Raw genomic sequence first — 25,398 nt, forward strand, 5'->3', positions numbered from 1 at the left:
GCCGTCCGCGCTCACGACTTGACGCCACCCGCGGTCAGGCCCGACACGATCCGGCGCTGGAACAGCAGCACCATGATCACGAGCGGGATGGTCACGATGGTGCCCGCGGCCATGATCGCCGCGTACGGCTGCTCCCACGAGTTCGCGCCCGCGAACCGCGCGATCGCCACCGTCACCGGCTCGGTCCGCTCGGTCGACAGCAGGCTGGCGAGCATGTACTCGTTCCAGGTCGCGATGAACGCCAGGATCGCGGTGGTGAACAGCGCCGGCGCGGCCAGCGGCATGATCACCAGCCGGAACGCCTGGCCCCGCGAGGCGCCGTCGATCCGGGCGGCCTCCTCCAGTTCCCACGGCAGGTCCGCCAGGAACGAGGTGAGCGTGTAGATGGTCAGCGGCAGCACGAACGAGATGTTCGGGATGATCAACGCCTGGTACTGGCCGATCCAGCCGAGGTTGCCGAACAGCTGGAACAACGGAGTCGCCAGCGCGATCGTCGGGAACATCGAGGCGCCGAGGATGACGCCGGTGACCACGAACTTGCCCCGGAAGTCGATGCGCGCCAAGGCGTACGCGGTGAACACGCCGAGCAGCAGGCCGACGGCGGTGGTGACCGCGCCGATGATGAGGCTGTTGACGATCGCGCCGAGGAAGTCGTTGCCCTTGTCGGTCGAGAGCGCCGCGCGGAAGTTGTCGAGGGTCAGGTACGTCGGCCACGGCGTGGTGTCGAAGGTGTGGTCGACGTTGCGGAACGCCGTCACGACCATCCAGTAGAACGGGGCCAGGCCCCACACCAGGATGAAGATGACGCCGATGTAGTTGCGGATCGCCGGGCCGACGTTGCGGCGGCGCTGCGCCCGGGCCGGGGCCGACTCCGGGGGAGCGGTCTCCTCCAGTACCGACACGGTCGGGAACACCACCGTCTCGAGTTGGTCGTTGCGGCGGTACTCGACCGCGCTCGGGGCGGCCTCGGGGTGCATGTCGGCGGCGGTGTCGAGGTGCTCGTCGTCGATCTCGTCGGGCTTGCGGTGCCGTCCCATCAGTGATCGCCCCCCTTCCGCTGCTCGTCCTGAGTGCGCACCGCGTTGGCGCCGAGGAATTTCACCATGATGTAGGCCACCGCGAAGATCATCAGGAAGATCAGCGTCGACAGGGCCGACGCGCTCTGGATCTGGTCCTGACGGATGCCTGCGACCGCCAGGATGGACACCGTCGTGGTCGGGGTGGCGCCGCTGGTGCCCGCCAGGATCGCGGGCAGGTCGTACATGCGCAGCACGTCGAGGGTGCGGAAGAGCACCGCGACCATCAGCGCCGGCTTGACCAAGGGCAGGGTGATCGACTTGAAGCGCTGCCACGCGCTGGCGCCGTCGACGCGGGCTGCCTCGTAGATGTCCTGCGGGATCATCTGCAGGCCGGCGAGGATCAGCAACGCCATGAACGGCGTCGTCTTCCACACGTCCGCGACGATGACCGCCAACCGCGACGCCCACGGGTCGGTGGTCCAGGCGATGTCGGTGCCGAGCAGCCGGTTCGCGATGCCGTTCTCGGCGAAGATGAAGAACCACAGCTTCGCGGTGACCGCGGTCGGGATCGCCCACGGAATCAGCACGCTCGCGCGCAGGAACGAGCGGCCGACGAAGCTGCGGCTCATGACGGTCGCCATCCACAGCCCGAGGAGCACCTCGATGGACACGGTGACGACCGCGAAGAAGAAGGTGATGCCGACGGCCGGCCAGAAGTCCGAGCCGAGGGTTCCGGGCGGGCAGGTGCCCGCGCCGGACCCGCAGTTGCCGGTCAGCCACATCAGGTAGTGGTCGAACCCGGCGAACCCGCCCTGGACGAAGCGGCCGGTGACCGGGTCGACGCCCTTGTCGCGCTGGAACGACAGGTACACCGCACGCAGCACCGGGTAGACGATGACGATCGCCAGGATCACCATCGTGGGGGCGATGAGCCACACAGCCCGGAAATCGCGCTTGGGCTTGGGCGGCGGCGGGCCGTCCGGCGTCGGGGGATCCTCGACGAGGACGTCGCGGCCGGAGTCGATCACTCCGGCCGCGACGACACCCTCGTCGGCTGGCCTCGGCTCGGCAGAGTCAGCCATCGTTGTCTACCTGGTCCTCGTCTCGAATGGGGCTGCCGAACCGAACGGGCCGGCCGGTGTTACTTGGCGGCCTGCGTGATCGCCGCGGACATGTCGGCCACCGCCTGGTCGACGGTCGCCTTCCCGGTCAGCGCGGCGGTCGCGTTGTCCTGGATGGCCTTCGACACCGCGCTGTAGTACGGGGTGACCGGACGCGGCTTGGCGTTCTCGAGGGCAGCCTTGAGGGCCGGCAGGTACGGGTACTTCGCGACCAGCGCCGCATCGTCGTACACCGACTTCAGGACCGGCGGGAACGAGGCGTCCGCGAACGAGACCTGGTTCTCCTGGTTCTGGATGAACGCGATGAAGTCACGCGCGGTGGCCTTGTTCTTGGAGAAGACGTTGATGCCGTCGTTGTAGCCGCCGAGGGTGGACGCGCCCGGTCCGGCCGGTCCGACGATCGGCGCGACCGCGAACTTGCCCTTCACCGCGGAGCCGTCCTTCTCGCCGTTGGAGTACATGTACGGCCAGTTGTAGGCGTACATCGACTGGCCGCCGACGAAGGCGAGGTTGGTCTCCTCCTCGGTGAAACCGGTGGAGCGCTTGGCGATCTGGCCGGCCGTGTAGGCGTCGACCATGGCCTGCAGCCCGGCCTTGGACTGCGGGGACTCGACCTCGGGGGTCTTGCCGTCGGGTCCGACGACCGAGCCACCCCAGGAGTTGATGAACTGGGTGGTGTTGGCGGTGAGGCCCTCGTACTGCTTGAGCTGGGTGACCAGGCAGTCCTGGACGCCCTTGGCCGCGGCGACCGGGCAGCTGTCGGTCAGGGCCTTCCAGTTCGCGGGCGCGGCCGGGGCCAGGTCGGTGCGGTAGTACAGCAGCTGGGCGTTGGTGTTCTGCGGGCCGGCGTACAGCTTGTCGCGGTAGGTCGCGGTCGCGACGGTGGCGGGCAGCAGCCCGGCGGTGTCGAGCGCGAGCGAACCCTCGAGCGGCTGCAGCCAGCCGTTCGCGGCGAACTCTGCGGTCCAGACCACGTCGAGCGCCATCACGTCGTAGTCGTCGTTGCCGGCCTGCAGCGACTGGACCAGCTTGTTGCGCTGGTCGTCGGCCTCACCGGGCAGCTCCTTGAGCGTGACCTGCTCGTTCGGGTGGGCGGCGTTCCACTTCTCGATCACCGGCTGCAGCTTGTCGGTGTCGTTCTTGCCCATCGCGAAGGAGATGGCGCCGCGACCGTCCAGGTTCTGGCCGACCGCCTCGTCGACGCTGCCGCCGCCGTTGCTGCTGCTCGAGCACCCGGCGAGCGCGAGCAACGCCACGGCCGAGGCCGCCACCGCAATGCGTGAACGCGTGTTGAAGGAACGCATGGTCCACCTTTCGAAGAGATGTCCGGTCCTCGTCGTGCGCCAGCTCCACCGGACCGAGGCATATGTCGTCGCCTACTGTGGCACGCGACGGGACCGAATCCGGTCATTACCCCCGCACTGGATCGGTCAGGTCACCCCAACCGTCGTCCGTCCGAGACGGCGAACAGATGCACCTCCGCGGGGTCGACGTGCAGGTGAACGCGGTCGCCCTTCTGTGGCGGGTTGCGCCAGTCCGCGCGGGCGGTGACGGTCTGCGCAGCGCCCGCGACCGTCATGCGGCCGTAGATGTAGGCGTCGGAGCCCAGCTCCTCGACCACGTCGACCTCCATCTCCATGCCCCGGTCGGCGAGCTCGAGGTGCTCGGGTCGGATGCCGAGCACTACCTCCGGCCCGCCGGTGCGGGCGAGGATGGCGCGGGACACCGGGATCAGGGTGTCGCCGAGCAGCACCCCGCCCTCAACCACGGGCACCGTGAACAGGTTCATCGACGGCGAACCCATGAACCCGGCCACGAACACGTTCGCGGGACGCGAGTACAGCTCGCGCGGGGAGGCGCACTGCTGCAGGATGCCGTCCTTGAGCACCGCGACCCGGTCGCCCATCGTCATCGCCTCGACCTGGTCGTGGGTGACGTAGACGGTGGTCGTGCCGAGCCGGCGCTGCAGCTGCGCGATCTGGGTCCGGGTCTGGACGCGCAGTTTGGCGTCGAGGTTGGACAGCGGCTCGTCCATCAGGAACACCTGGGGGCTGCGAACGATCGCCCGGCCCATCGCGACACGCTGCCGCTGACCGCCCGAGAGCGCCTTCGGCTTCCGGTCCAGGTACTGCGAGAGGTCGAGCATCTTCGCGGTCTCTTCGACGCGGGCCCGGATCTCGTCCTTCGGCGTCTTCGCCAGCTTCAGCGCGAAGCCCATGTTCTCGGCCACCGACATGTGCGGGTACAGCGCGTAGTTCTGGAACACCATCGCGATGTCGCGGTCCTTCGGCTCGGTCGCGGTGACGTCCCGGTCGCCGATCAGGATGCGGCCCGAGTACACGTCCTCGAGACCGGCCAGCATCCGCAGCGAGGTGGACTTGCCGCAGCCGGACGGTCCGACCAGAACGAGGAACTCGCCGTCCTCGATGTGCAGCTGGAGCTGGTCCACCGCGGGCGTGTCCGAGCCGGGGAACAGGCAGGTGGTGGAGTCGTAGGTGACTGTCGCCATGAGTGTTCGTTCGATCCCTTCACCGGCAGGAACGTGCCGGACGATCCGAGTTGAGGGTGGTGCGCGGCCAGTATCGCAAAGCGGGCCGGGTCCCAGGCATCAGCCACCCGGACCCCTGTGTCAGAGGTGGGTGGAGAAGAAGGCGGTGAGCTCGTCGACGGCCGGGTTCACGAATTCCGGGACGTCGTAGAGGATCGATGTGGTTCGTGGTGGGCAGCCAGACGATCTTCTTCGGCTCGCCCGCCCTGCCGTACACGGCCTGCGCGCCCTCGGGACTGCAGAACTCGTCGGTGGTGCCGTGCACGACGAGCAGCGGGGTGGGGGAGATCAGGTCGGCCGCGCCACTGTTCCTGCTCGGCGCCTTCCTCGACGGGCCGGCGCGGATCGTCGCGTGGACCGCGGCCGCGGTGATCGAGCTGATCGCCCCGCGGGTGCTGCCCGCCCACCTCGTCTACGTCACCGCTATCGTCGCGATCGCCGTGGGCCTGAAGAAGGCTGCTCGCCTATCCCCTGTCCGTTCCGCACTCGTTCCCCGAACTGCTCCTCGCCCCCGGCGTGGCGCTGTACCTGTTCGGGTTCTGCTACGCCCGGTGGCGGATGTTCGGGGCGGCCACCGCGCAGCGGTCCGGCGCAGCCGTCGCGTGCGGCGCGATCGCGGTGGCAGCGCCGCTGCTGCCGGCCATCGCCACCGCCGCGTCGGTGCTCGCGGTCCTGCTCGCGCTCAACGGATACGAGGCCTGGATCGTCACCACCCACCGGCCGCTCCCACTGCTCCGGCTGCCGTGGCTCGCGCGGCGTGAAACGCAGGTCTGACGCGGCGCCTAGGGTGTGCTCGTGGGCGAAAAGTACCGAGAGATCAACAAGGCGAACTGGGACGAACGCGCACCCGCGCACGCCGTCTCGTCGGACTACGCGGTGGAGCGATTCGTCAGTGATCCCGAATTCGTCAGCGCGGTAGTCGAGTTCGACCGTCCGATGCTCGGCGACATCTCGGGGCTGACGGGAGTGCATCTGCAGTGCCACATCGGCACCGACACGGTGTCGCTGGCCCGGCTCGGAGCGCGGATGACCGGGCTGGACTTCTCCGGGGCCTCGCTGGCGGAGGCCCGCAAGCTGGTCGCCCGCACCGCGGACCCGGTCGATTTCGTGGAGGCGGACGTATACGACGCCGTGACGATCCTCGGTCCGGCGTCGCAGGATCTGGTGTTCACCGGAATCGGGGCGCTGTGCTGGCTGCCGAGCATCGAGCGGTGGGCCGAGACGGTTGCGGGGCTCCTCCGACCGGGCGGCCGGTTGTTCCTGCGCGAGGCCCATCCCGTGCTGTGGGCGCTCGACGACGCCCGCTCGGATGTGCTCGCCCTGCGGTACCCCTACTTCGAGCAGGTCGAACCGCTGGTGTGGACAGACGAGGAGACGTACGTCGAGACGGAGATCCGGCTCCAGGCCAGCACAACGCACGAGTGGAACCACGGCCTCGGCGAGATCGTGACCGCACTTCTCAGGGCAGGCATGGAGATCACCGCGCTCACCGAGCACGACAGCGTTCCCTGGAATGCCCTGCCCGACGCGATGGTGTGTGACGAACGCGGGGAGTGGCGGCTCGCCGAGAACCCCGAGCGGCTCCCCGCGTCGTACACACTCTGTGCGGTCAGAGGGCACTGATCTCCCGACCCCCGCGGAGGACTGCGGGGTCGACCCCTCACGGACTACCGTGGGATCCGGCCTTCCTCGACGAGTCAAGGAGTGCAGATGACCCACGGATTTCGCATCGGCGTCCAGCTCCAGCCCCAACACGCGCCCGACTACCGCCTGATCCGCGACGCGGTGCTGCGGTCCGAGGAGGCGGGAGTCGACATCGTCTTCACCTGGGACCACTTCTATCCGCTCTACGGCGACCCGAACGGCGCCCACTTCGAGTGCTGGACGATGCTCGGAGCCTTTGCCGAGCAGACCGAGCGGGTGGAGATCGGCGCGCTGGTCAGCGGCGGCGGCTACCGGAACCCGGACCTGCTCGCGGACATGGCCCGCACGGTCGACCACATCAGCGGGGGGCGGCTCATCCTCGGCATCGGGGCCGGCTGGTTCGAGAAGGACTACGACGAGTACGGCTACCCGTTCGGCACCGCGGGGCACCGCCTGAAGCTGCTCGCCGAGAACCTGTCCCGGATCTCGGCGCGGCTCGGCAAGCTCAACCCGGCGCCGACCCGGCACATCCCGATCCTCATCGGCGGCGGCGGCGAACGGAAGACGCTGCGCCTTGTCGCCGAGTACGCGGACGTGTGGCACAGCTTCGCCGACCTCGAGGCGTTGCGACACAAGTCGGGGGTGCTGGCCGACCACTGCGCGGCCGTCGGCCGCGAACCCGCGCGGATCGAGCGGTCGGTCGCCTGGCCCGGCCCGGAGGCCGCAGAGGACTTCCTCGACGCGGGCGTCACCCTGTTCACCGTCGGCACCGGCGGGCCCGACTACGACCTCTCGACGGTCCACGAGGCGCTGCGCTGGCGCGCGGACCGGCTGCCCGAGCCGATCGAGGGCCTGGCCTGACCAGCCTTCACCGAACCGAAACGGTTCCCCGGTCCCGGCCCCTGGCGCCGCTAGGCTCTTCTGCATGGTTCGTCCACATGTCGTGAAGGGTCGGGTGCTCGTCGCCCTGCTGGCGCTGCTCGCGTTGACGCTGACCGGGTGCGGTGGCGACGACTCGGCCACCTCGGCCACCGACCTGTGCTCGCCGCCCGGTGTCGGCAGCGCGGCGGCGGTGCCGACGAACCTGGACGCGGCCGCGGCCGCCGCGGGGGAGGACCGGTACACCACCGCGACGACCAAGCCCCTCGACCAGATCGACGTCGGCGCCCTCGGCCTGGCCACCCCGGGCAAGCTCAGCGTCGGGACCCTGTCCGACGCCCCGCCGAGCATCTGCGTCAACTCCTCCGGCACCTTCACCGGCTTCGACAACGAACTGCTGCGGGCGATCGCGGACAAGTTGGGCCTGCAGATCGACTTCTCCGGCACCGAGTTCGCCGGCCTGCTGTCCCAGGTCGCGAACAAGCGCTTCGACGTCGGTTCGTCCTCGATCACCACCACCGACGAGCGCCGCAAGACGGTCGGCTTCACCAACGGCTACGACTTCGGCTACTTCTCCCTGGTCGCCCCCAACGGCGGCACCGTCAAGGGCTTCGCCGACCTCAACGCCGGCACCCGCATCGGGGTGGTGCAGGGCACCGTGCAGGACGACTACGTCGTCAACACCCTGAAGCTCGACCCGGTGAAGTTCCCCGACTACAACACCGCGTACGCGAACCTGAAGTCGGGACAGATCGACGCCTGGGTGGCCCCGTCTCAACAGGCCGAGGGCGCTATCAAGCCGGGCGACGGCACCGCCATCGTGCAGAACACCTTCAGCCTCAACAACTTCGTGGGCTGGGCGGTGAACAAGGGCAACCAGCCGCTCATCGACGCACTCAACTCCGGGCTAGACGCGGTGATCGCGGACGGCACCTGGTCGCGGCTGTACTCGGACTGGGTGCCGCGGCAGCTGCCCACCGGCTGGAAACCCGGCAGCAAGGCCGCGCCGGCGCCCCAGCTGCCCGACTTCGCGGCGATCGCCGCCCAGAACGCCCAGCAGAACCCGACCGGCGAACAGGCGGAACAGAAGTCGACGCTCGCGCAGCTCGGCGACACCTTCTTCGACTGGGATCTCTACCGCAAGGCGATCCCCGACCTGTTCAAGACCGGCCTGCCGAACACGGTGATCCTCGCCCTCACCTCCGGGGTGGCCGGCACGGTGCTCGGCATGCTGCTGGCGGTCGCGGGCATCTCCCGCACGCGGTGGCTGCGCTGGCCCGCCCGGGTCTACACCGACGTCTTCCGCGGCCTGCCCGCCGTGGTCATCATCCTCATCGTCGGGCTCGGCGTCGGACCGGTGGTCAAGGGCCTGACCGGCAACAATCCGTACTGGCTCGGTGCGGCGGCGCTGGCGTTGCTGGCGGCGGCGTACATCGGCGAGATCTTCCGTTCCGGCATCCAGAGCGTGGAACCGGGTCAGCTCGAGGCCGCGCGGGCGATCGGGTTCAGCCACCGGCGGGCGATGAACCTGGTGGTGATCCCGCAGGGCGTGCGGCGGGTGCTGCCCGCGTTGATGAACCAGTTCATCTCGCTGATCAAGGACTCCTCGCTGATCTACTTCCTCGGTCTGCTCGCGACGCAGCGTGAGCTGTTCGCCGTGGGGCGCGATCTGAACGCCCAGACCGGCAACCTCTCGCCGCTGGTCGCGGCCGGCCTGTTCTACCTGGTGCTGACCATTCCGCTGACCCACCTGGTGAACTACATCGACAAGCGGCTGCGGACCGGCAAGGCGGACACCTCGGGCACGCTCGATCCGCTCGAACAAGCCATCGTCGTGGAGAGGGGATAGCGGTGACCACTGCCGTCACGTCCGGTTCGCTCACCGGCACCGACCTGCACCTGTCGTTCGGGAAGAACAAAGTGTTGCGCGGGGTCGACATCCACGTCGACGCCGGCGCGACCACCTCGGTGATCGGGCCGTCCGGGTCCGGCAAGTCGACCCTGCTGCGGGTGCTCAACCGCCTGCACGAGCCCGAACAGGGCGACATCCTCATCGACGGGCGGTCGGTGCTGACCGACAACCCCGACAAGCTGCGGCAGCGAATCGGCATGGTGTTCCAGCACTTCAACCTGTTCCCGCACCGCACCGTGCTCGACAACGTCGCGCTCGGTCCCCGCAAGCTTCGCGGGCTGTCCAAGGAGCAGGCCCGCGAGGCGGCGCTCGAGCAGCTCGAGCTGGTCGGGTTGCGGCAGAAGGCCGAGTCGCGGCCCGCGAACCTGTCCGGCGGGCAGCAACAGCGAGTGGCGATCGCCCGCGCGCTGGCGATGAAGCCGGAGATCATGTTCTTCGACGAGGCCACCTCGGCGCTGGACCCGGAGCTGGTCAAGGGCGTGCTCGCGCTGATGGCCGACCTGGCCGCCACCGGTATGTCGATGATCGTGGTGACTCACGAGATGGGTTTCGCCCGAACGGTTTCCGACACCGTGGTCTTCATGGACCGCGGGGTGGTCGTGGAGACGGGCAAGCCGGACGCGGTGTTCGACGACCCGCAGACCGACCGGCTGCAAGCCTTCCTCTCCCAGGTCCTCTAGCGAGTCGCCCCGGGTGCCAGCTCCCGCCGCAGGGCCGCGGCCGCGTCGATGACGGCGGTCAGGTCGGCCGACTGCACGATCTCGCGGGTCCCGTCCTGCTCGAGCAGGTCGAGTTGCCGCCCGATGGTCGCGCGGCGGCCCTCGTCCGATGTCACGGCCGCGCAGTCGCGCAGCAGCCGCACGAGCGCGAGCAGCACGGTCGGTTCCCGCGCACCGTAGCGCCGGATCTGGGCGCAGGACAGATCCAGGTACTCGGCGAAGGTGTAGGCGGGCACGCCGACGGTGTCGCCGCCCGGGCCGGCGGACAGGACCAGCGGGCCGAGTTCGCGACGGGCCAGCGAGACCATGATCGCGCTCAGGTGGTCGACCGCCTGCACCGCCGTGTACGGGTCGTTGACGGCCGGCGACAACGCCTTCGACGCCACGTCGACGAGCTGGCGCAGCCCGAAAGCCGCGTCCTGCTCGAGGGTGCGCTCGAATCCGATGCGTACGGCCTGGTCGACGGCGCGACCGAGCTCCTCCCGCGCGGCGAGCGGAACGCCGGGGGAGGTCACAGCGGCCGGGCCGGATCGGCTCCAGACCCACGCGAGTGGGGTGGCTCCCGCGGTGACGTGGTCGCCGACCCGCGCGGCCATCCGGACGGTGACCGCGCGCCGCGCGGCGACCGAGACCACCGCGTCGGGGTGCATGGTCTGCACGTAGCCGGTGTGGGCGGACACGACCGCGGTCGCCGATCCCGGCACCTCGGGCAGGGCCGCGTGCGACACCTCGGGCAGGCCACGGCGCACCACCTCCCGCGTGCCCCGCTCCACGGTGCGCATGATCTCGTCGATCTGCAGCGAGTGCGTCAGGTGGTGGATCTCGTACACCAGCGCTGCCAGGCTAAGGAACAGCAGCACGAGCGCCCAGCTCACCGCCAGTCGCGGGTAGTCGCCGGTCCGGTTGCCCGCGGAGACGCCGACCGTGTACAGGCCGGCGATGCTGTAAGCGAAGGTGGCGACGAAGACGCTGAGCACCAGCTGGTTCGAGCGGTCGCGCAGGAAGTTCCGCAGGATCCTCGGCGAGAACTGCGTCGAGGACAGCTGCAACGCGACGACCGTGAGACCGAGGATCAGCGCGACGACGGTGATCATGGTGGCGGAGATCCCGATCAGCAGGGTGCGGGCGTCGTCGGGCGTGCCCTGGAAGGCCAGTCGGTTCAGCCAGCTGCCCGGCCGCGGATTCACCGTGGACAGCGCCGACCCGAGCACCAATGCGACCACCACGGCGATCGTGGGCAGCACCCACAGTGCGCCGCGCATGTTCTCCCAGACGGCCTCGCGCCTCAGCACCCTCCGAAGCGTACGCCGGGCGGGCTCAGCGCCCCGCCCGGTCGGTCAGCTACCGAACGGATTCGAGAAGTTCTGGATCGACCCCAGCCTGCCGCTGTAGATGTTGAGGTCCACGTTGCCGTTTACGCCGGGAATCTGGCCGGTGCTGGTGTACTGCCAGAACGTCCAATCGCGCCAGCCGCCGGGCAGCGGGCCGGGCGCGTTCTGACCGTTGTAATCGGCGATCCAGAGCGGGTAGTTGGCGAACTGGTTGGTGTTGGCCATCGCCGTACGCCAGAAGTTCGGGTACGTGTAGATGATCGGCTGACGGCCGGTCAGCGCCTGCACCGAGTTGAGGAAGCGGTGGGTCCAGTCGATGACCGCCGCCGGCGGCAGGCCCTTGGCGTCCTCGAGGTCGAGCACCGGCGGCAGTCCGCCGCTGACGATCGGGAACGAGGTGCTGGCGAAGAACGCGGCCTGCGCCTCGGGCGACTGCCGGACGTCGGCGTAGTGGTAGGCGCCGCGGACGACCCCGGCGGCCCGCATGCCGATACCGTCCTGGATGAAGTACGGGTTGACGTAGCTCAGTCCCTCGGTCGCCTTGACCATCGCGAAGTCGTGACCGGCCCGGCGGACCGCGAACCAGTCGATCCCCGACCCGCCCGGGTGCTGCCAGGACGCGACGTCCGGACCCCGCACCGGCTCCGCGCCTGCCACCCCGGGCACGCCGAGGACGAAGGCACCCGCCAGCAGCAGCGGGGCGAGTCGGGTCACTTTTCGGGCAAGAGCACGGCGCGGGGACGTCATCGCCCGAGACTAAACCGATACCTGTTTCGCGGCAACGAAACTGCGCATGAACTTGCGCCGAGCCGCGTCGAGGGCCACGCCCGACGGTCACGCACTCTTGGCTATCACAGACTCGGCGTAGTTCGTCAGGGCCGCGACCTTGTCCGCCAGCGGTTCGGTGTCCAGGCCCATGCCGTAGGGGTCGCGGAACCCGACGATCACGTCCGTGACGCCCTTGTCCTCGAGGCGCTTGATCCCGTCGAGCGTGTAGGCCTCCGGCGAGATCACGTGGATCTCGAAGGGGCTGTTGGCCTTACCCTCCTCCTGCCGAATCCGCTGCAGCTTGGCGAGCAGGCCGTCGAGTTCCTCGTCGCCGCCACCGGCGTGCATCCAGCCGTCACCACGCACCACCGCCCGCCGCAGTGCCGCGTCGCTGTGTCCACCGACGAGGATCGGGATGGGCTCACTGGGCACCGGGTTCAACTTGATGGCGGGCAGGTCGTAGACCTCGCCGTGGTACTCGAAGTACTCGCCGCTCACCAGACCGCGCAGGATGTCGATCGCCTCGTTCGTCCGCTTGCCCCGCCGCTCCCACGGCACCCCCATGACCTCGAAGTCGTCCGGCCACGGACTCAGGCCGACGCCGAGGCTCAGCCTGTTGTTCGTCAGGCGGGCGATGGAGCTGGCCTGCTTGGCGACCAGGACCGGGGGGCGGATCGGCAGCTTGAGCACGAAGGTGGTGAAGCGCAGCGTGGTCGTCGCCACGCCGAGGGCGGTGGCGAGGACGAACGCCTCCACGAACGGCTTGTTCTCGAGGAATTCCCGGCTTCCGTCCGGCGTGTAGGGGTAGACCGAGTCGGATTCCTTGGGGTAGCACACGCTGTCCGCGATGGACATGCCGTGGAAGCCGGCTTCCTCTGCCGCCCGCGCGAGTGGCACGTAGAAATCCGGGTCGATCATGGACTCCGCGTAAGTGAAACGCACTTCCTGCTCCTTCGCCGCTGCTGCTGCCGATGTGGTCTAGGTCATACCTGACCGGACGCGCGGGTCTCGGCGAACCCCGCGTCCCGCCCAGCGGACGAATTGACGGTTCGGGCAGTCACGGTGGTGCCGGTTCACCCGAGCCAGTCGAGGACCGAGGCCGCCGTCCACGACTGCTGCATGCTGCCGAGCGGTTCGCCGGTGAACGGCTCGTAGTACTCGGCGAAGCTGCCGTCACTGGCCTGGCGCAGCCCCTCGCTGCGCAGGTGCCGTGCCCGCTCGGCCCAACCGCGCCGGGCGAACACCCAGGAGAACAGCCACGTCATCACCGGCCACACCGGCCCGCGCCAGTACTCGCGTGGCCGGAAGTCGCCGGACACCGGCGATGTCGAGGGGGGCACCGCGTACCGCAGGTCCGGATGGCCGCAGAAACGCGGACCCTCGAAGGTCCGGACGAGGGCGCGTTCGGTCTCGCGGTCGAGGCCGCCGCAGAGCAGCGGTGCGAACATCGCCAGCGTCTCGGTGCCGATCCAGCGGCCCGTTCGCAGGTCGAAGTCCCGGGCCGCGCCGGAGCGCGGATCGGTGGTCGCGACGACGCCTGCACGGAAGCGGGCGGCCCACTCGTGCAGGTCGCGCACGTCAGCACGCGGCGACGCGTGCTCCTCCCCGATGGTCGCGAGCACCTCGCAGGCGAGCGAGAAGATCGCAGTGACGAAGACGTCCTCGACGGCGAAGCTCATCTCGCCGACGAGTTTCGCGTCGTCGTAACGGACCGCCTTCATCTGCTCGAGCAGCCACAGGTACCGGTCGTACTCGCCGTCGGTCGGCCGCTGTGTGGGGTCGAGGACGACGGCGGTGTCCTCGCGTCGATACGCCGGGACCGGCCCCGCAACGACATTGGCGTACGCGGCGTCCCACCGCGGCGAGTTGTCCATGCCCGATTCCCAGCCGTGGTAGAGCGTCAGCCGGCCCGACTGGTTCGGATCGCGGGCCTCGGCCAGCCACCGATGCCAGCGCACCAGGTCAGGCCAGCGGCGGTCGAGGAACTCCTCGGCGACCGCGCGGGTGCTGCGGCCGTGCCGACGCGAGTGGTCGAGGATGCGCTGCACGGCGATCGCGTGCACGGGCGGCTGGGTGATGCCGGAGGTCCGAGGCGAGGCGGGCGCCGCGGCGGCCAACTCGGAACAAGCCCAGCGGTCCGGACCGGGGAAGTAGCCGTCGACCCCGCTCGCGAAGACGATGTGCGGGATCATCCCGTTTCTCCACTGGGCGCCGAGCAGGGTGTCGAGTTCGACGACGGCCCGCTCGACGCTGAGCGGGGCCAGCCCGACCGCGACGAAGGCGGCGTCCCAGCTCCACATGTGCGGGTACAGCCGTGGCGCGGCGCTCGTCATCGTGCCCAGGTCGTTGCCCCGCAGCAGGTACGCGGCGCGTGCCGCGAGTTGCGTCGGGATGAATCCGGGGTCGGCGGGCATTCCCCTAGTCTGCGTCCCCGCCGCGCGTTCCGCCGCCCGGCGGGGTGCCGCGCGGCGGGATCGCGCCGCGGGTCACCCCGCTTGGCGGGCGACCTCGTCCGAGGAGCGGAACACCAGTCGCCCGTCGTCGAGCTTGATCGCCCACCGTCGCGCGTGCGCCCAGTCCCGGCCGTAGTCGGCGTCCTCACCCACCAGGGTGGCCGCGAAGTCGTCGACGATCACCCCCGGCTGCTCGGAGGCCTCGCCGTCCGGCAGGACCGAATCGGCGCTCGTCACCACCTGGTCCCCGACCGCCAGCGGCTTCGCCTCGGGTTCGGGGCTCGCCTTCTTGTCCTTGTCCTTGCCAGATCCCATAGCTCGCGACTTCCTTCCTGATCGGCTGCCCGGCCGGGTCGTCTCGACGACCGCGTCCGTGGCACCGAGGTGGCACCAGTCTCGTAACTAGAATGTAGCTGACGTTGTACCGCTCCGCCGAACGTGGCCCAGGCGGTGCCCGATCCACGGCCCCGGAAAGACGGGAATTGTGTTCCGCGAGAACGCAATATGGGAGCACAAGGTCGGCGCTTCCCGCCCCGGCGATGACGTGGTTGAACACCGCTTGCTCGAACTCGTCCTGTCCGGCCACGGCTCTCCTCGGCGTCGACGGAGGACGCAGCAAGTGACGTGCGTCGCACCGCAGGTCCAGTCTAGGAACACAACGGGCCGCAACACAGGCTTACGACGACGCGTGTCCCCGTCAGTCGACCGCGAGCATGACCTCCGTCGACTTCACCAGGACGGTGGTCGGGGTGCCGACGGCCAGGCCGAGTTCCTCGACGGCCTCCTTGGTGATCGAGGCCGTCACGATCTGGTCGCCCCCGTCGAGTCGGACCTTCACCGTCGCCATCACGGCGCCGACGGTCACCTCGGTGACGGTTCCGGCGAGCTGGTTGCGGGTGGACAGGCGCATTGCGAACCCTCCTACTGGCCAACTGGCAGTGCTGACGGACCGAGACTACCCACGGTCTGGTTCGGTCGCCTGTCAGTAGACGTCTCGCACGTAGCGCTTCTCGGCGGCGAGCGCCTTGACGTAGGCCACGGCGCTGCGGGGCGCCAGTCTGCCGTGCTGGGCGACGACGCCGCAGAGCGCCTCGTCGACGTCCCTGGCCATCCGGTTCGCGTCGCCGCAGACGTAGAAATGCGCGCCGTTCTGCAACCACTCCCAGAGCAGCGCGCCCCGTTCCCGCATCCGGTCCTGGACGTAGATCTTCTCGGACTGATCGCGGGAGAACGCCACGTCGAGCTCGGTGAGAAAGCCGTCCTCGCGGAGTTCTTCGATCTCCTCGCGGTAGTAGAAGTCGGTGGCGGCGTGCTGTTCGCCGAAGAACAGCCAGTTCGGTCCGGTGTGCCCCAGCGCGCGTCGTTCGTGCAGGAAGGCACGGAACGGTGCGATGCCGGTGCCCGGCCCGACCATGATCATCGGGGTCTCGGAATCGGCCGGGGGCCGGAAGTGGCGGGACTTCTGCACGAAGATGCCGATGTCGTCGTTCTCGGCGTGGTCGGCGAGGTAGGTCGAGCACACCCCGCGCCGCGGGACACCGACGACGTTGTAGCGGACCGCCGAGACCGTCAACTGCACCTCGCGGGGGTTCTCCTTCGGGCTGGACGAGATGGAGTACAGCCGCGGCGCAAGGGGTTTGAGGACGGCGAGCCATTCGTCGACGGAGGCGCGGACGGGCGACCGGTCGAGCAGGTCGAGGGATTGACGTCCCCACGACCAGTCGTCGAGGAGCGACTTGTTCTCCGGTTTCATCAGATCGGCGAGGTCGTCGTCGCGCGTGTGTTCGTGGACGAAGCGAAGCAGGTCGGCGGTGATGCGGGTGATCTCGAGGCGTTCGACGAGTGCGCGTCGCAAGGGCATCGGGCCGTCATCGGCGAGTTCTACCGCCGCGTCGCCGTCGAGGCCGGTGGCGGTGAGCCAGTCGTCGACGAAGGGCGTGCTGTTGCGCGGCCAGACACCGAGCGCGTCACCGGCCTCGTAGTCGAGGGTGGCTTCGGGCAGGTGAAAACCGAACTGCCGCACGTCTTTCGTCGATCCGGGCAGCGACAGCGTGACATTGCGCGTCAGGGAGGTGATCAGTGGCGACTTCTTGCCGTACTGCGTTCGGTCGGCCGATGACTCCGCTGCGGGTGCCGGCGGTGAGACGACGGTGGTCGACGCCGAGGACGGCGCGCCGCCGGGACCCGAACCGATCAGGGCGGGGCTCGCCAGCAGCGCCTCGGTGACGGCCGTCAGCCACGTGGCGGCGTCGTCGTCGTAGTCGGGCTCGCAGTCGACCCGGTCGAGAATGCGGGTGGCGCCGAGTTCGGTCAGCCGGGCGTCGAGTGTGCGCCCGTGACCGCAGAAGTCGTCGTAATTGGAATCGCCGAACGCGAGTACGGCGTAGCGGGTGGCGGCGAGCTGCGGCGCGTCGTCACCGGACAGCGCGTCCCACAGATCCGCGCCGTTGTCCGGCGCATCGCCGTCCCCGTAGGTGCTGGTGATCACCAGCAGCTCCCGTGTGCCGGCCAGATCCGCGGCGGGGAACTCGTCCATGCCGCGCAGCACGGCCGGTATTCCCGACTCCGTGAGCGAGGCGGCGCAGGTGGTCGCGAACTCCTCGGCGTTGCCGGTCTGCGATGCCCAGAGCACCACGATCGGTGCGCGCCCACCGGCGGTAGCGCCGTTCGGTTCCGGACCGACGGGCCCGGAGGCGAGAACGGTGTCGGTCAGCGCGACGGGGACGCCGCCGCCGGGGATCGGGCTGCGGGAGAACAGGCCGGCCAGGACGCCGTCCACCCACGCGCGGCTGTCGGGATCGAACGGGGCGCCCGCGGGCAGCGCCGGGACTCCGGGGGCATTGCGGCCGGCGTCGGTCCGTAGCGCCGCGAGCAGTCCGGCGAGGTAGCGGCGCTGAACCTGGCCCAGCTCGAGGGCGGGCTCGTCGGCCACGCCGAGGAGGTCGGCGAGGGTGTCGAGTTGGGACACGCTGATCTCCTGCGTCGAGGGTCGCGCGGCGGGGGTGGCCGGTGCGGCCGGTGCTTCCGCGGTGTCGGTGGTCGGTTCGTCGGTGGCGGCAACCTTGGTGAGAGTGACTGCGCAGGCCTTGAATTCGGGTTGCTGGGACACCGGGTCGATGGCGTCGTTGGTGACGGCGTTGATGGCGAGGTACTCGCCGAAGGCGTCGTTCCAGTGGAACGGGGCGAAGCAGTTTCCCGGTCGCACGCGGTCGGAGACGACGGCGGGCAGGACGGCACGGCCACGGCGCGACGCCACTTCGATCCGATCGTCGTCCGCGACGTCGAGGCGCCGCGCGTCGTCGGGGTGGATCTCGACGAACGGACCGGGGTTGAGCTTGTTCAGCTTGGCGACCTTGCCGGTCTTGGTCATGGTGTGCCACTGGTGCGCGAGCCGGCCGGTGCCCAGCAGGAACGGGTAGTCGTCGTCGGGCATCTCGGCGGGCAGCATGTGCGGTCGGGCGAAGAACACGGCGCGCCCGCTCGGCGTAGGGAACGCCAGCCGCGGGGTGGTGCCGTCCTCGCGGACGAGAAGTTGTTGGCTCACACCGTCGTTGAGGTAGCGGATCGGGTACCGGCCGGTGTCGGACTCCGATCCGGGTGGGCACGGCCATTGGATCGGGGTCTGCCGCAGCCGCTCGTAGCTGACACCACGCAGGTCGTATCCCGTTCGCGGATTGGCGAATTGCTTGATCTCCTCGAACACCTCCTCCGCGGACGCGTAGGTGAAGGCGTCCGCGTAGCCCATCTCGCAGGCGATCCGGGCGATGATCTGCCAGTCCGGGAGGGACTGCCCGACCGGGTCGAGCGCCTGCTGGAACAGCGTGAGGTTGCGTTCGGAGTTGATCATCACCCCGTCCGACTCGGTCCACAGCGCCGCGGGCAACAGGATGTCCGCGTAGTCGTTGGTTTCGGTCTCGAGGAACGCGTCCTGTGCGATCACCAGCTCGGCCTCCTCCAGACCGGCCAGGACTGTCTTGCGGTTGGCCACCGTGGCAACGGGATTGGTGCAGATGATCCAGCACGCCTTGATCTCGCCGCCGGCCATCCGGGAGAACATGTCGATCGTGCCGCCGCCGATCTCGGTGCGCAGGGTCCCGCGCGGAATGTTCCAGTGGTCCTCGACGAACTCCCGGTCGGCGTCGGAGGTCACGGCCCGTTGACCGGGGAGGCCCGGTCCCATGTAGCCCATTTCCCGGCCGCCCATCGCGTTCGGCTGCCCGGTGAGGGAGAAGGGTCCGCTGCCGGGTGTGCAGATCGCGCCGGTGGCCAGATGAAGGTTGCAGAGGGCGTTGGTGTTCCAGGTGCCGTGGGTGCTCTGGTTGAGCCCCATCGTCCAGCAGCTCATCCAGTTGCCGGCCTCGCCGATCCACTGTGCCGCGGTACGGATGTCGGCTTCTGGAATGCCGGTGATCTCGCTGACGTCGTCCGGGCCGAACTCGGCCAGGAAGTCGGGCATCGCATCCCAGCCCTCGGTGAACTCGGCGATGAAGTCGGGGTCGGTGTACCCGTTCGCGGCGATCAGGTGCAGCAGTCCGTTGAGCAGTGCCAGGTCCGTGCCGGGCGCGATCTGCAGGAACAGGTCGGCCTTGTCGGCGGTCGCGCTGCGCCGGGGGTCGACGACGATCAGCTTCGCGCCGGCCTTGACTCGGTCCATCATCCGCAGGAAGAGGATCGGGTGACAGTCCGCCATGTTCGCGCCGATCACGAAGAAGACGTCGGCGTGGTCGAAATCCTGGTACGACCCGGGCGGGCCGTCCGCACCGAGCGACTGCTTGTACCCGGTGCCGGCGCTCGCCATGCACAGCCGCGAGTTCGACTCGATCTGGTTGGTGCCGATGAAGCCCTTGGCCAGCTTGTTCGACAGGTACTGAGCCTCGAGCGACATCTGGCCCGAGACGTACAGCGCGACGGCGTCGGGGCCGTGCTCGTCGACGATCGCCCGCAACCGCCGCGCTGTCTCCGTGACGACGGCGTCCATGTCGGCGGCCTCGATCGGGGCGCCACGTTCCGGCCGCAGGTAGGCGGACTCCATGCGACCGGGTCCGGCGAGCATGTCGGCGGTTGTCGCGCCCTTCGTGCACAGCCGACCGAAGTTCGTGGGATGGGTCTTGCGGCCGGACGACTTCGCGGCCCGGCGGCGCCCGGTCTCCGGGTCGGTGGTGATCTCGAGGACCAGGCCACACCCCACCCCGCAGTAGGCACACAGAGTGTCCACGCTGGTGGTGTCGGATCCCACGCCCACGGTTCGACGCTCCTTCGGTCGGTGAAGCTCGGCCGGTACCGATCATGGAGTACGGGTATTTCCGGATCTTGGAGCCGATGTTGCGGACAGATGACGGTCTCTTCTCCGAGCGACCGGGTCGCGTGTGTGCAGCGGGAAACGTCGCCACCGCGCCCGACTCGTACGGGCGAGCGGATGTCGGTGGTCCTGCCTAGGGTGAGCCCATGAGCACCCCCGCCATGATCAGCGTCACGGGTCTCGCGCGCACCTTCGCCACCAAGACCGGTCCGGTCGAAGCCGTCAAGGGCATCGACTTCGAGGTCCGGGAGGGCGAGATCCTCGGCCTCCTCGGGCCCAACGGCGCGGGCAAGACCACCACCCTCCGCATGATCAGCACCCTGATCGAGCCCACCGCGGGCGACGCCGTCGTCTCCGGGGCAGACCTGTTGCGCGACCCGCGGCTGGTGCGGTCCCGGATCGGCTACGTCGCGCAGGGCGGTGCGACGCACGACGAGGAACTGGTCATCGACGAACTGGTCCTGCAGGCCAGGCTGTTCGGATTGAGCAAACGGTCGGCCGTCGCGAACGCGGAGGGACTGCTGCACACGCTCGACCTGGACGGACTCGGCAGACGCAAGTGCAAGCAGCTCTCCGGCGGTCAACGCAGGCGCGTCGACATCGCGCTGGGACTGGTGCACCAGCCCAACCTCATCTACCTCGACGAGCCGACCACCGGCCTCGACCCCCAGAGCAGGGCGAACCTGTGGGACCACATCCGGTCACTGCGTGAGCGCGGCACCACGATCGTGCTCACCACCCACTACCTGGACGAGGCCGACGCGCTCTGTGACCGGATCCTGGTGATGGACCACGGCGAGATCGTCGCCGAGGGGACACCGGACGAGCTCAAGCGGCGCATCTCCGGCGACGTGATCAGCCTCGAGATCGCCCCCGAACTGGCCGCCCGCGCGGTCGAGGTGGCCGACGGCACCCTCGACCTCCGCTCCCAACTCACCGAGGGTCACCTCGTGCACCTGACCGTCGAGAAGGGCGACGCCGCCGTGGTCCCGCTGCTGCACGCACTCCAGGCGGCCGGCATCGTGCCCGGGTCGCTGACCGTCAAACGACCGAGTCTCGACGACGTGTTCCTCACCGTCACCGGCCGGTCGCTCAGGGATGGAGACCAGGGATGACACTGACCGACACCTTCCCCGTCACGTCGACGGCGCGTGAGACCGGCCTGATCTTCTGGTCGCACCTGCGGGCGAGCCTGCGGAACCCACTGTGGGTGCTGATCGGGCTGAGCCAGCCGATCCTCTACCTGGTGCTGTTCGGCCCGCTGCTCGAGGGCGTCAGCGGCTCGGTCGGCGCGGGCACCGATCCGTGGCTGGTGTTCACGCCCGGTCTGATCATCCAGATCGGCCTGTTCGGGTCGATGTTCGCGGGCTTCTCCATGGTCTACGAGCTGCGCGCCGGGATCATCGAGCGGCAACGGGTGACGCCGGCCAGCCGGTCCGCGCTGCTGCTCGGGCGGGTGCTCAAGGACATGGTGGTGCTGATGGTGCAGGCGACCATCCTGGTGCTGGTCGCGGTGCTGCTGTTCGACCTGCGTCCCAATGTCCTCGGATTCGTGCTCACCCTCGTTCTGGTCGCGATCATCGCCGCCGGGATGTCCTCGGCCTCGTACGCACTGGCCCTGGCGACCCGGTCGGAGGATTCGCTGGCCTCGGTGCTGAACATGGTTTCGGTTCCGCTGCTGCTGCTCTCGGGCATCCTGCTGCCGATGACCCTCGGCCCGGGATGGCTGCAGACGCTGGCGCGGATCAACCCGCTCTCGCACACCGTCGACGCGGCCCGCGCGCTGTTCCGGGGCGACTTCGGGTCGTCGGACGTGTACGTCGGGACCGCCGTGACCGTGGTGCTCGCGGTGGTGCTCGCCGCGATCGGGGCCCGGACGTTCGCCAAGGAGAATGCGTAGGGTCGACGCATGCGACCGACTGCACTGATCACCGGGGCCAGTCGTGGCCTCGGTGCCGCGATTGCCCGCGAACTGGCGCCTGGCCACGACCTCCTGCTCGGTGCCCGGAATTCCCCGGCGCTGCAACCGATCCTGGCCGAGTTGCCCGGGTCCCGCGGGTGGCCGGTGGACCTGACCGACTACCCGGCGGTTGCGGCCGCCGCCGCGGGGATCGAGCGGCTCGACGTGCTGGTGCACAACGCAGGCGTTGCGGACCTGGGCACCGTCGCCGAGACCGGCATCGACACGTGGCGTCGGACGTTCGAGGCCAACGTGTTCGCGGTGGCGGAGCTGACCCGACTGCTGCTGCCCGCCCTGCGCGAATCGAACGGCCATGTGGTGCTGATCAATTCGGGTGCGGGACTGCGTGCGAACTCCGGCTGGGGCGCATACGCGGCCAGCAAGTTCGCGTTGCGCGCGTTCGGCGACGCACTGCGTCAGGAGGAACCGGCCCTGCGGGTCACCTCGGTCCACCCCGGCCGGATCGCCACCGACATGCAGCAGGCGATCGTCGCGACCGAGGGCGGCGAGTACGACCCCGACCAGTTCCTCACCCCGGAGACGGTGGCCGTCGCCGTCCGGCAGGCGGTCGAGACGGCGCGGGACGCCCATCCGATCGAGATCGTGCTGCGCCCGATCGCGCGGTAGGAACCGGCTGTCAGGTCAATTCGCAGCCCGGACCGATCGGAACGCCGTTCAGCCGGTCGAGAATGTACGAGACCGCGCCGTTCGTGCGAAATCCGTCGATGAGCTCGGGTCCGAAGTGGTTGACGAAGGTCGTGCCCGGCGCGACGGGCGGTAGGTCGTTGGTACGGAAGGTGACGCCGGCACCTCGGTCGCACCAGTCGACGGCCAGTTGGCGGGCCTGACCGTACGGAACGGTGTCGTCGTTGCGGCCACTGGTGACCAGCACCGGCGCGCTGGGCGCGAGAGTGCCCAACCGCTGCTCGCGGAGGACTCGGATCGCCTCGGGCGCGCTGCGCAGGTTGTCGAGCAGCGACCGACCGTTCCTGGTGTACGCGTCGGTCCGCAGGAACGGCTGGCGGGCCATGACATCGGCGATGCACTCGGTGCCGAGCTCGCCGAGCACTGTCAGTCCCTCGGGCGTGAGGCGTTCGTGGACTGTCTTGCCGAGTTCGGGATTGCGAGCGACGAACCCGTTGATCGCGAACCCGATGGCGCCGCCGATGAGATTTCCGTCGATCTGTGCCAGCACCCTTTCCAGGTCGGCGGTCGGCCCGCCCGCCCAGGTGCCCCTCAGATTCAGTTCGGGGGCATAGGAGGCGGCCAGTTCCGCCGCGGCGGCGGTGGCGCCGCCGCCCTGCGAATAGCCCCACAGCGCAATGGGTGTCGACGCGCCGCCGCCGAGGTTGTTGGCGGCACGCGCCGCGTCGAGCACGGCGTGTGCTTGCTCGACCCGGTTGGCGTAGGTGTGGATGCCCGGGGTGCCGAGCCCGATGTAGTCGGTGACGAAGACTCGCGCACCCAGCGCGGTCCACACACCCGCGGAAACCGCTTCCTGGTTGGCCGACAGCGACGGCGGACCGGCGGTCGCATACATCCCCGTGGCGAAGGCACGCGACATCGCACACTGGTCACCCTGTCCGGCCGTGCCGGGGGCGATGACCACGGTCGGGCGTGGCCCCGTCCCGCGCCACGGGTGATTCCCCTCGACGAAGGTGCCCGTCACCGCGGTCGGCGAGCCGTCCTGCAGGCGTGAGGTGTACATGACGCGCTGCGCCGTGGCCGGCCAGCTTCCGTCGCCGCCGGGGGCCGAGGCGAACAACGGCATCGCCTCCGTGCGGAGAACATCTCCCGGGATCGAACTCAGGCGAACCGGAGGGGAGTAGAAGTCCGTGTCCCCGTCGGCGACTGCCGTGCCGGACCCGGCGAGAACGGATGCAGCTGTGGCGCAAGCGATCAGCACGACTGCCGCAGGCTTCGTCAGATACCGGGACGTGCAGGGGACGCGTCGGGGGGAGTTGGTCATGGCGTGTCTTTCCGCTCGGTTCGTCGGGGCGAGGTGCTCGGTGTGCGGGTCAGATCACCGTGCCGACATCACGCGCGACGATGTGGTCCAGCGCTCGCTCGGTCACCGCGGCGATCGTCAAGGACGGATTGCACGCGGCGGTGTTGCCCGGCATGAGCGCGCCGTCGAGCACGTACAGCCCCGGCTGGCCCTGCACGCGGCCCTCGAGGTCACACACCGACCCCATGGATGCGCCACCGAGCGGGTGCCACGTCGAGGGGAACACCGCGTTGGTGTCGGTGAGCACGCTCGTCGGGCCGGCGATTGCACGGACCGTCGGGTCGATGTGTCCGTTCTGAATGGCCCAGTCGCCCTCCCTCGGCCAGCGCAGCACCGCGGCGTCGGTGGCCGAGTCGTACTCGAACCTGCCGCGCCCGTCGCTGACGCCGTAGCCGACCAGCATGGTGCTTCGCACGTCCACGGACAGCGACGGAATCGAAGCCTGGATGACGGTGTGGGCGTTGGACGGATCGTCCCAGTTCAAGCTGCCGTACACGACCGGCCCGCCCTGGGTGGCGCCGAACTCCCGTTCGGGGTTGGTCCATACGTAGATGCGGTCGGCGTTGGTGCCCCAGCCCTCACCGAGACCGTCGGGCAGGTCCGGGATCCGGCCGTGTGCCGCCGCGCGCACCAGCAGTTTGGTGGTGTTCAGGCTGCCCGCAGCCATCACCAGCGCCTTCGTGGTGAGGATCTTGTTCTCGAGCACCCTGCCCGCCGAGTCGATCCGTTCGACGTGGACCGTCCACCGTCCGTCCGGTGCCCGCTCGACGTCGGTGACCTGATGCAGGGTCTGCACCGTGACCCGGCCGGTGGCTTCGGCCGCGGCGAGGTAGGTGACGTCGACGGAGTGCTTGCCGCCGTTGTTGACGCCGAGCGCACCGTCGCCGTTGGTGTACGAGGGCTTCATGCGGCCGCGGACCTCGTCGAGGGCGAAGTTCCAGTCGATAGGCATCGGGATCTTCGACAGCGGAAGCCCCGCGCGCTTCACGTTCTCCGCGAAGATGCGCGGCGCGCGGTAACTCGGGCTGTCGACGAGTTCGTCCGGCGCAACGGCGAGCTGGAGCATGCGGGCAACCCGGGGGTAGTGGACCCGGTCCATCGTCGCCCAGTCGAGTTCCTGCGGGAGGTGCGCGTTGAACACGGCCTCCGAGGGTTGCAGGCTCATGCCCTGATAGATCAGTGAACCGCCGCCGACACCCGCAGCGCACAGCGCGGTCATGTTGTCGCCCGGAACCGCCTCGATCAGGCCGGCGTAGGGCTCGAAGGCGACCGGCGTGCCGAACAGCTGTGGTGCGGACCGGTACCAGAGGATGCGCTTGTCCGGCGAGGTGGGATGCGGAAACGTCTCCGCGTTCGGCCCTGTGGGCCAACGGATCCCACGTTCGAGCACGAGTACCGGCACGCCCGCCTCGGCCAGGCGCAGGGCCGACACACCTCCGCCGAATCCCGATCCGACCACGATCACCCGGTGCTCCTCGCGGGTCACCGGAACGGTGCCGACTCGGGCCGCAATCCCGTTGGCGGCCTTGGCGGTCCACGGCGTCGCCAACGCTATTCCCGCGGCGGCGGCACCGGAGAGAAAGGACCGGCGGTTGATCTCGGGCACAGCAGTTCCCCCACTTCTCGGACACGATCAGCTCGACGAACGATCGGTCTGGCCACCCGGCATGTGCCGGGTAGCCAGACGAGTCAGGCAGGCGGAGTGATCCGACCCACTCCCAAGAGCGAGCTAAAACT

General features: G+C 69.3%; 21 protein-coding genes. 8 read left to right on the forward strand and 13 right to left on the reverse strand.

The window, feature by feature from the left end; genetic code table 11:
• Positions 1-11: 11 nt before the first annotated feature.
• From ACFVH2_RS00580 to ACFVH2_RS00595, 4 genes are all read right to left on the reverse strand, one after another.
• Complete coding sequence (locus ACFVH2_RS00580) at positions 12-1,037, reverse strand: carbohydrate ABC transporter permease (RefSeq protein ID WP_378425923.1); 1,026 nt, start codon at positions 1,035-1,037, stop codon at positions 12-14.
• Positions 1,037-2,101, reverse strand: a complete 1,065-nt coding sequence (locus tag ACFVH2_RS00585; RefSeq protein WP_378425925.1) for a carbohydrate ABC transporter permease — start codon at positions 2,099-2,101, stop codon at positions 1,037-1,039. Before ACFVH2_RS00585 ends, ACFVH2_RS00580 begins: the two co-directional genes overlap by 1 nt.
• Before the next feature lie 59 nt (positions 2,102-2,160).
• Complete coding sequence (locus tag ACFVH2_RS00590) at positions 2,161-3,444, reverse strand: ABC transporter substrate-binding protein (protein ID WP_378425927.1); 1,284 nt, start codon at positions 3,442-3,444, stop codon at positions 2,161-2,163.
• 131 nt (positions 3,445-3,575) lie between these two features.
• Positions 3,576-4,649, reverse strand: a complete 1,074-nt coding sequence (locus tag ACFVH2_RS00595) for an ABC transporter ATP-binding protein (RefSeq protein WP_378425929.1) — start codon at positions 4,647-4,649, stop codon at positions 3,576-3,578.
• Between the two features lie 555 nt (positions 4,650-5,204).
• On the opposite strand from ACFVH2_RS00595, the gene ACFVH2_RS00600 reads away from it, so the two are divergent.
• The 5 genes from ACFVH2_RS00600 to ACFVH2_RS00620 all read left to right on the forward strand — a co-directional run bounded on the left by ACFVH2_RS00600 (position 5,205) and on the right by ACFVH2_RS00620 (position 9,803).
• A complete protein-coding gene (locus tag ACFVH2_RS00600; protein WP_378425931.1) occupies positions 5,205-5,462 on the forward strand; it encodes a hypothetical protein in 258 nt (85 codons plus the stop codon).
• 21 nt (positions 5,463-5,483) lie between these two features.
• Entirely contained in the window at positions 5,484-6,311 is an 828-nt protein-coding gene (locus ACFVH2_RS00605; protein WP_378425933.1) for a class I SAM-dependent methyltransferase, read from the forward strand.
• Positions 6,312-6,398: 87 nt separating this feature from the next.
• Entirely contained in the window at positions 6,399-7,193 is a 795-nt protein-coding gene (locus ACFVH2_RS00610) for an LLM class F420-dependent oxidoreductase (protein WP_378425935.1), read from the forward strand.
• Positions 7,194-7,257: 64 nt separating this feature from the next.
• A complete protein-coding gene (locus ACFVH2_RS00615; protein WP_378425937.1) occupies positions 7,258-9,060 on the forward strand; it encodes an ABC transporter substrate-binding protein/permease in 1,803 nt (600 codons plus the stop codon).
• Positions 9,061-9,062: 2 nt separating this feature from the next.
• Positions 9,063-9,803 (forward strand): amino acid ABC transporter ATP-binding protein, encoded by a 741-nt coding sequence (locus ACFVH2_RS00620; RefSeq protein ID WP_378425938.1) that lies wholly within the window; start codon positions 9,063-9,065, stop codon positions 9,801-9,803.
• Here ACFVH2_RS00620 and ACFVH2_RS00625 read toward each other — a convergent pair.
• The 7 genes from ACFVH2_RS00625 to ACFVH2_RS00655 all read right to left on the reverse strand — a co-directional run bounded on the left by ACFVH2_RS00625 (position 9,800) and on the right by ACFVH2_RS00655 (position 19,636).
• Complete coding sequence (locus tag ACFVH2_RS00625; RefSeq protein ID WP_378425940.1) at positions 9,800-11,134, reverse strand: DUF2254 domain-containing protein; 1,335 nt, start codon at positions 11,132-11,134, stop codon at positions 9,800-9,802. The genes ACFVH2_RS00620 and ACFVH2_RS00625 overlap by 4 nt on opposite strands.
• A gap of 45 nt (positions 11,135-11,179) precedes the next feature.
• Positions 11,180-11,920: a glycoside hydrolase family 25 protein gene (locus ACFVH2_RS00630; RefSeq protein ID WP_378425942.1), complete on the reverse strand. Its 741-nt coding sequence runs from the start codon at positions 11,918-11,920 to the stop codon at positions 11,180-11,182.
• An 87-nt stretch (positions 11,921-12,007) separates the two neighbouring features.
• On the reverse strand, positions 12,008-12,883 hold the full coding sequence (locus tag ACFVH2_RS00635) for a TIGR03619 family F420-dependent LLM class oxidoreductase (RefSeq protein WP_378425944.1): 876 nt from the start codon (positions 12,881-12,883) through the stop codon (positions 12,008-12,010).
• Positions 12,884-13,014: 131 nt separating this feature from the next.
• Complete coding sequence (locus tag ACFVH2_RS00640; protein WP_378425946.1) at positions 13,015-14,355, reverse strand: amylo-alpha-1,6-glucosidase; 1,341 nt, start codon at positions 14,353-14,355, stop codon at positions 13,015-13,017.
• Between the two features lie 72 nt (positions 14,356-14,427).
• Positions 14,428-14,709, reverse strand: coding sequence for a hypothetical protein (locus ACFVH2_RS00645; protein ID WP_378425948.1), 282 nt, complete (start codon positions 14,707-14,709; stop codon positions 14,428-14,430).
• Positions 14,710-15,091: 382 nt separating this feature from the next.
• Positions 15,092-15,304: a molybdopterin-binding protein gene (locus ACFVH2_RS00650; protein ID WP_378425950.1), complete on the reverse strand. Its 213-nt coding sequence runs from the start codon at positions 15,302-15,304 to the stop codon at positions 15,092-15,094.
• Positions 15,305-15,376: 72 nt separating this feature from the next.
• Entirely contained in the window at positions 15,377-19,636 is a 4,260-nt protein-coding gene (locus ACFVH2_RS00655) for a molybdopterin-dependent oxidoreductase (RefSeq protein ID WP_378475681.1), read from the reverse strand.
• 203 nt (positions 19,637-19,839) lie between these two features.
• Between ACFVH2_RS00655 and ACFVH2_RS00660 the strand changes: the two genes are divergently transcribed.
• Genes ACFVH2_RS00660 through ACFVH2_RS00670 form a run of 3 tightly spaced genes read left to right on the forward strand, consistent with a single transcriptional unit; the run spans position 19,840 to position 22,280 of the window.
• Complete coding sequence (locus ACFVH2_RS00660) at positions 19,840-20,808, forward strand: ATP-binding cassette domain-containing protein (protein ID WP_378420553.1); 969 nt, start codon at positions 19,840-19,842, stop codon at positions 20,806-20,808.
• Complete coding sequence (locus ACFVH2_RS00665) at positions 20,805-21,593, forward strand: ABC transporter permease (RefSeq protein WP_378420555.1); 789 nt, start codon at positions 20,805-20,807, stop codon at positions 21,591-21,593. The genes ACFVH2_RS00660 and ACFVH2_RS00665 overlap by 4 nt, the downstream gene beginning before the upstream one ends.
• A 9-nt stretch (positions 21,594-21,602) precedes the next feature.
• The gene (locus tag ACFVH2_RS00670) at positions 21,603-22,280 is read left to right on the forward strand and encodes an SDR family oxidoreductase (RefSeq protein WP_378420557.1); all 678 of its coding nucleotides are present in this window, start codon (positions 21,603-21,605) and stop codon (positions 22,278-22,280) included.
• A gap of 10 nt (positions 22,281-22,290) precedes the next feature.
• Here ACFVH2_RS00670 and ACFVH2_RS00675 read toward each other — a convergent pair whose 3' ends face one another.
• Both ACFVH2_RS00675 and ACFVH2_RS00680 read right to left on the reverse strand, forming a co-directional pair.
• A complete protein-coding gene (locus ACFVH2_RS00675) occupies positions 22,291-23,424 on the reverse strand; it encodes a lipase family protein (RefSeq protein WP_378420559.1) in 1,134 nt (377 codons plus the stop codon).
• Between the two features lie 247 nt (positions 23,425-23,671).
• The gene (locus ACFVH2_RS00680; protein WP_378420560.1) at positions 23,672-25,267 is read right to left on the reverse strand and encodes a GMC oxidoreductase; all 1,596 of its coding nucleotides are present in this window, start codon (positions 25,265-25,267) and stop codon (positions 23,672-23,674) included.
• Positions 25,268-25,398 lie beyond the last annotated feature (131 nt).

This window comes from Rhodococcus sp. NPDC127527 (genome assembly GCF_042672245.1).
Taxonomy (GTDB): Bacteria; Actinomycetota; Actinomycetes; order Mycobacteriales; family Mycobacteriaceae; genus Rhodococcus_G.

What these genes read in the sequence shown, in the direction of transcription:
- ACFVH2_RS00580 (WP_378425923.1), bottom strand. Translation starts at nt 1,037, where the DNA reads ATGGGACGGCACCGCAAGCCCGACGAGATCGACGACGAGCACCTCGAC.
- ACFVH2_RS00585 (WP_378425925.1), bottom strand. Translation starts at nt 2,101, where the DNA reads ATGGCTGACTCTGCCGAGCCGAGGCCAGCCGACGAGGGTGTCGTCGCG.
- ACFVH2_RS00590 (WP_378425927.1), bottom strand. Translation starts at nt 3,444, where the DNA reads ATGCGTTCCTTCAACACGCGTTCACGCATTGCGGTGGCGGCCTCGGCC.
- ACFVH2_RS00595 (WP_378425929.1), bottom strand. Translation starts at nt 4,649, where the DNA reads ATGGCGACAGTCACCTACGACTCCACCACCTGCCTGTTCCCCGGCTCG.
- ACFVH2_RS00610 (WP_378425935.1), top strand. Translation starts at nt 6,399, where the DNA reads ATGACCCACGGATTTCGCATCGGCGTCCAGCTCCAGCCCCAACACGCG.
- ACFVH2_RS00615 (WP_378425937.1), top strand. Translation starts at nt 7,258, where the DNA reads ATGGTTCGTCCACATGTCGTGAAGGGTCGGGTGCTCGTCGCCCTGCTG.
- ACFVH2_RS00630 (WP_378425942.1), bottom strand. Translation starts at nt 11,920, where the DNA reads ATGACGTCCCCGCGCCGTGCTCTTGCCCGAAAAGTGACCCGACTCGCC.
- ACFVH2_RS00640 (WP_378425946.1), bottom strand. Translation starts at nt 14,355, where the DNA reads ATGCCCGCCGACCCCGGATTCATCCCGACGCAACTCGCGGCACGCGCC.
- ACFVH2_RS00645 (WP_378425948.1), bottom strand. Translation starts at nt 14,709, where the DNA reads ATGGGATCTGGCAAGGACAAGGACAAGAAGGCGAGCCCCGAACCCGAG.
- ACFVH2_RS00650 (WP_378425950.1), bottom strand. Translation starts at nt 15,304, where the DNA reads ATGCGCCTGTCCACCCGCAACCAGCTCGCCGGAACCGTCACCGAGGTG.
- ACFVH2_RS00660 (WP_378420553.1), top strand. Translation starts at nt 19,840, where the DNA reads ATGAGCACCCCCGCCATGATCAGCGTCACGGGTCTCGCGCGCACCTTC.
- ACFVH2_RS00665 (WP_378420555.1), top strand. Translation starts at nt 20,805, where the DNA reads ATGACACTGACCGACACCTTCCCCGTCACGTCGACGGCGCGTGAGACC.
- ACFVH2_RS00670 (WP_378420557.1), top strand. Translation starts at nt 21,603, where the DNA reads ATGCGACCGACTGCACTGATCACCGGGGCCAGTCGTGGCCTCGGTGCC.
- ACFVH2_RS00675 (WP_378420559.1), bottom strand. Translation starts at nt 23,424, where the DNA reads ATGCCGTTGTTCGCCTCGGCCCCCGGCGGCGACGGAAGCTGGCCGGCC.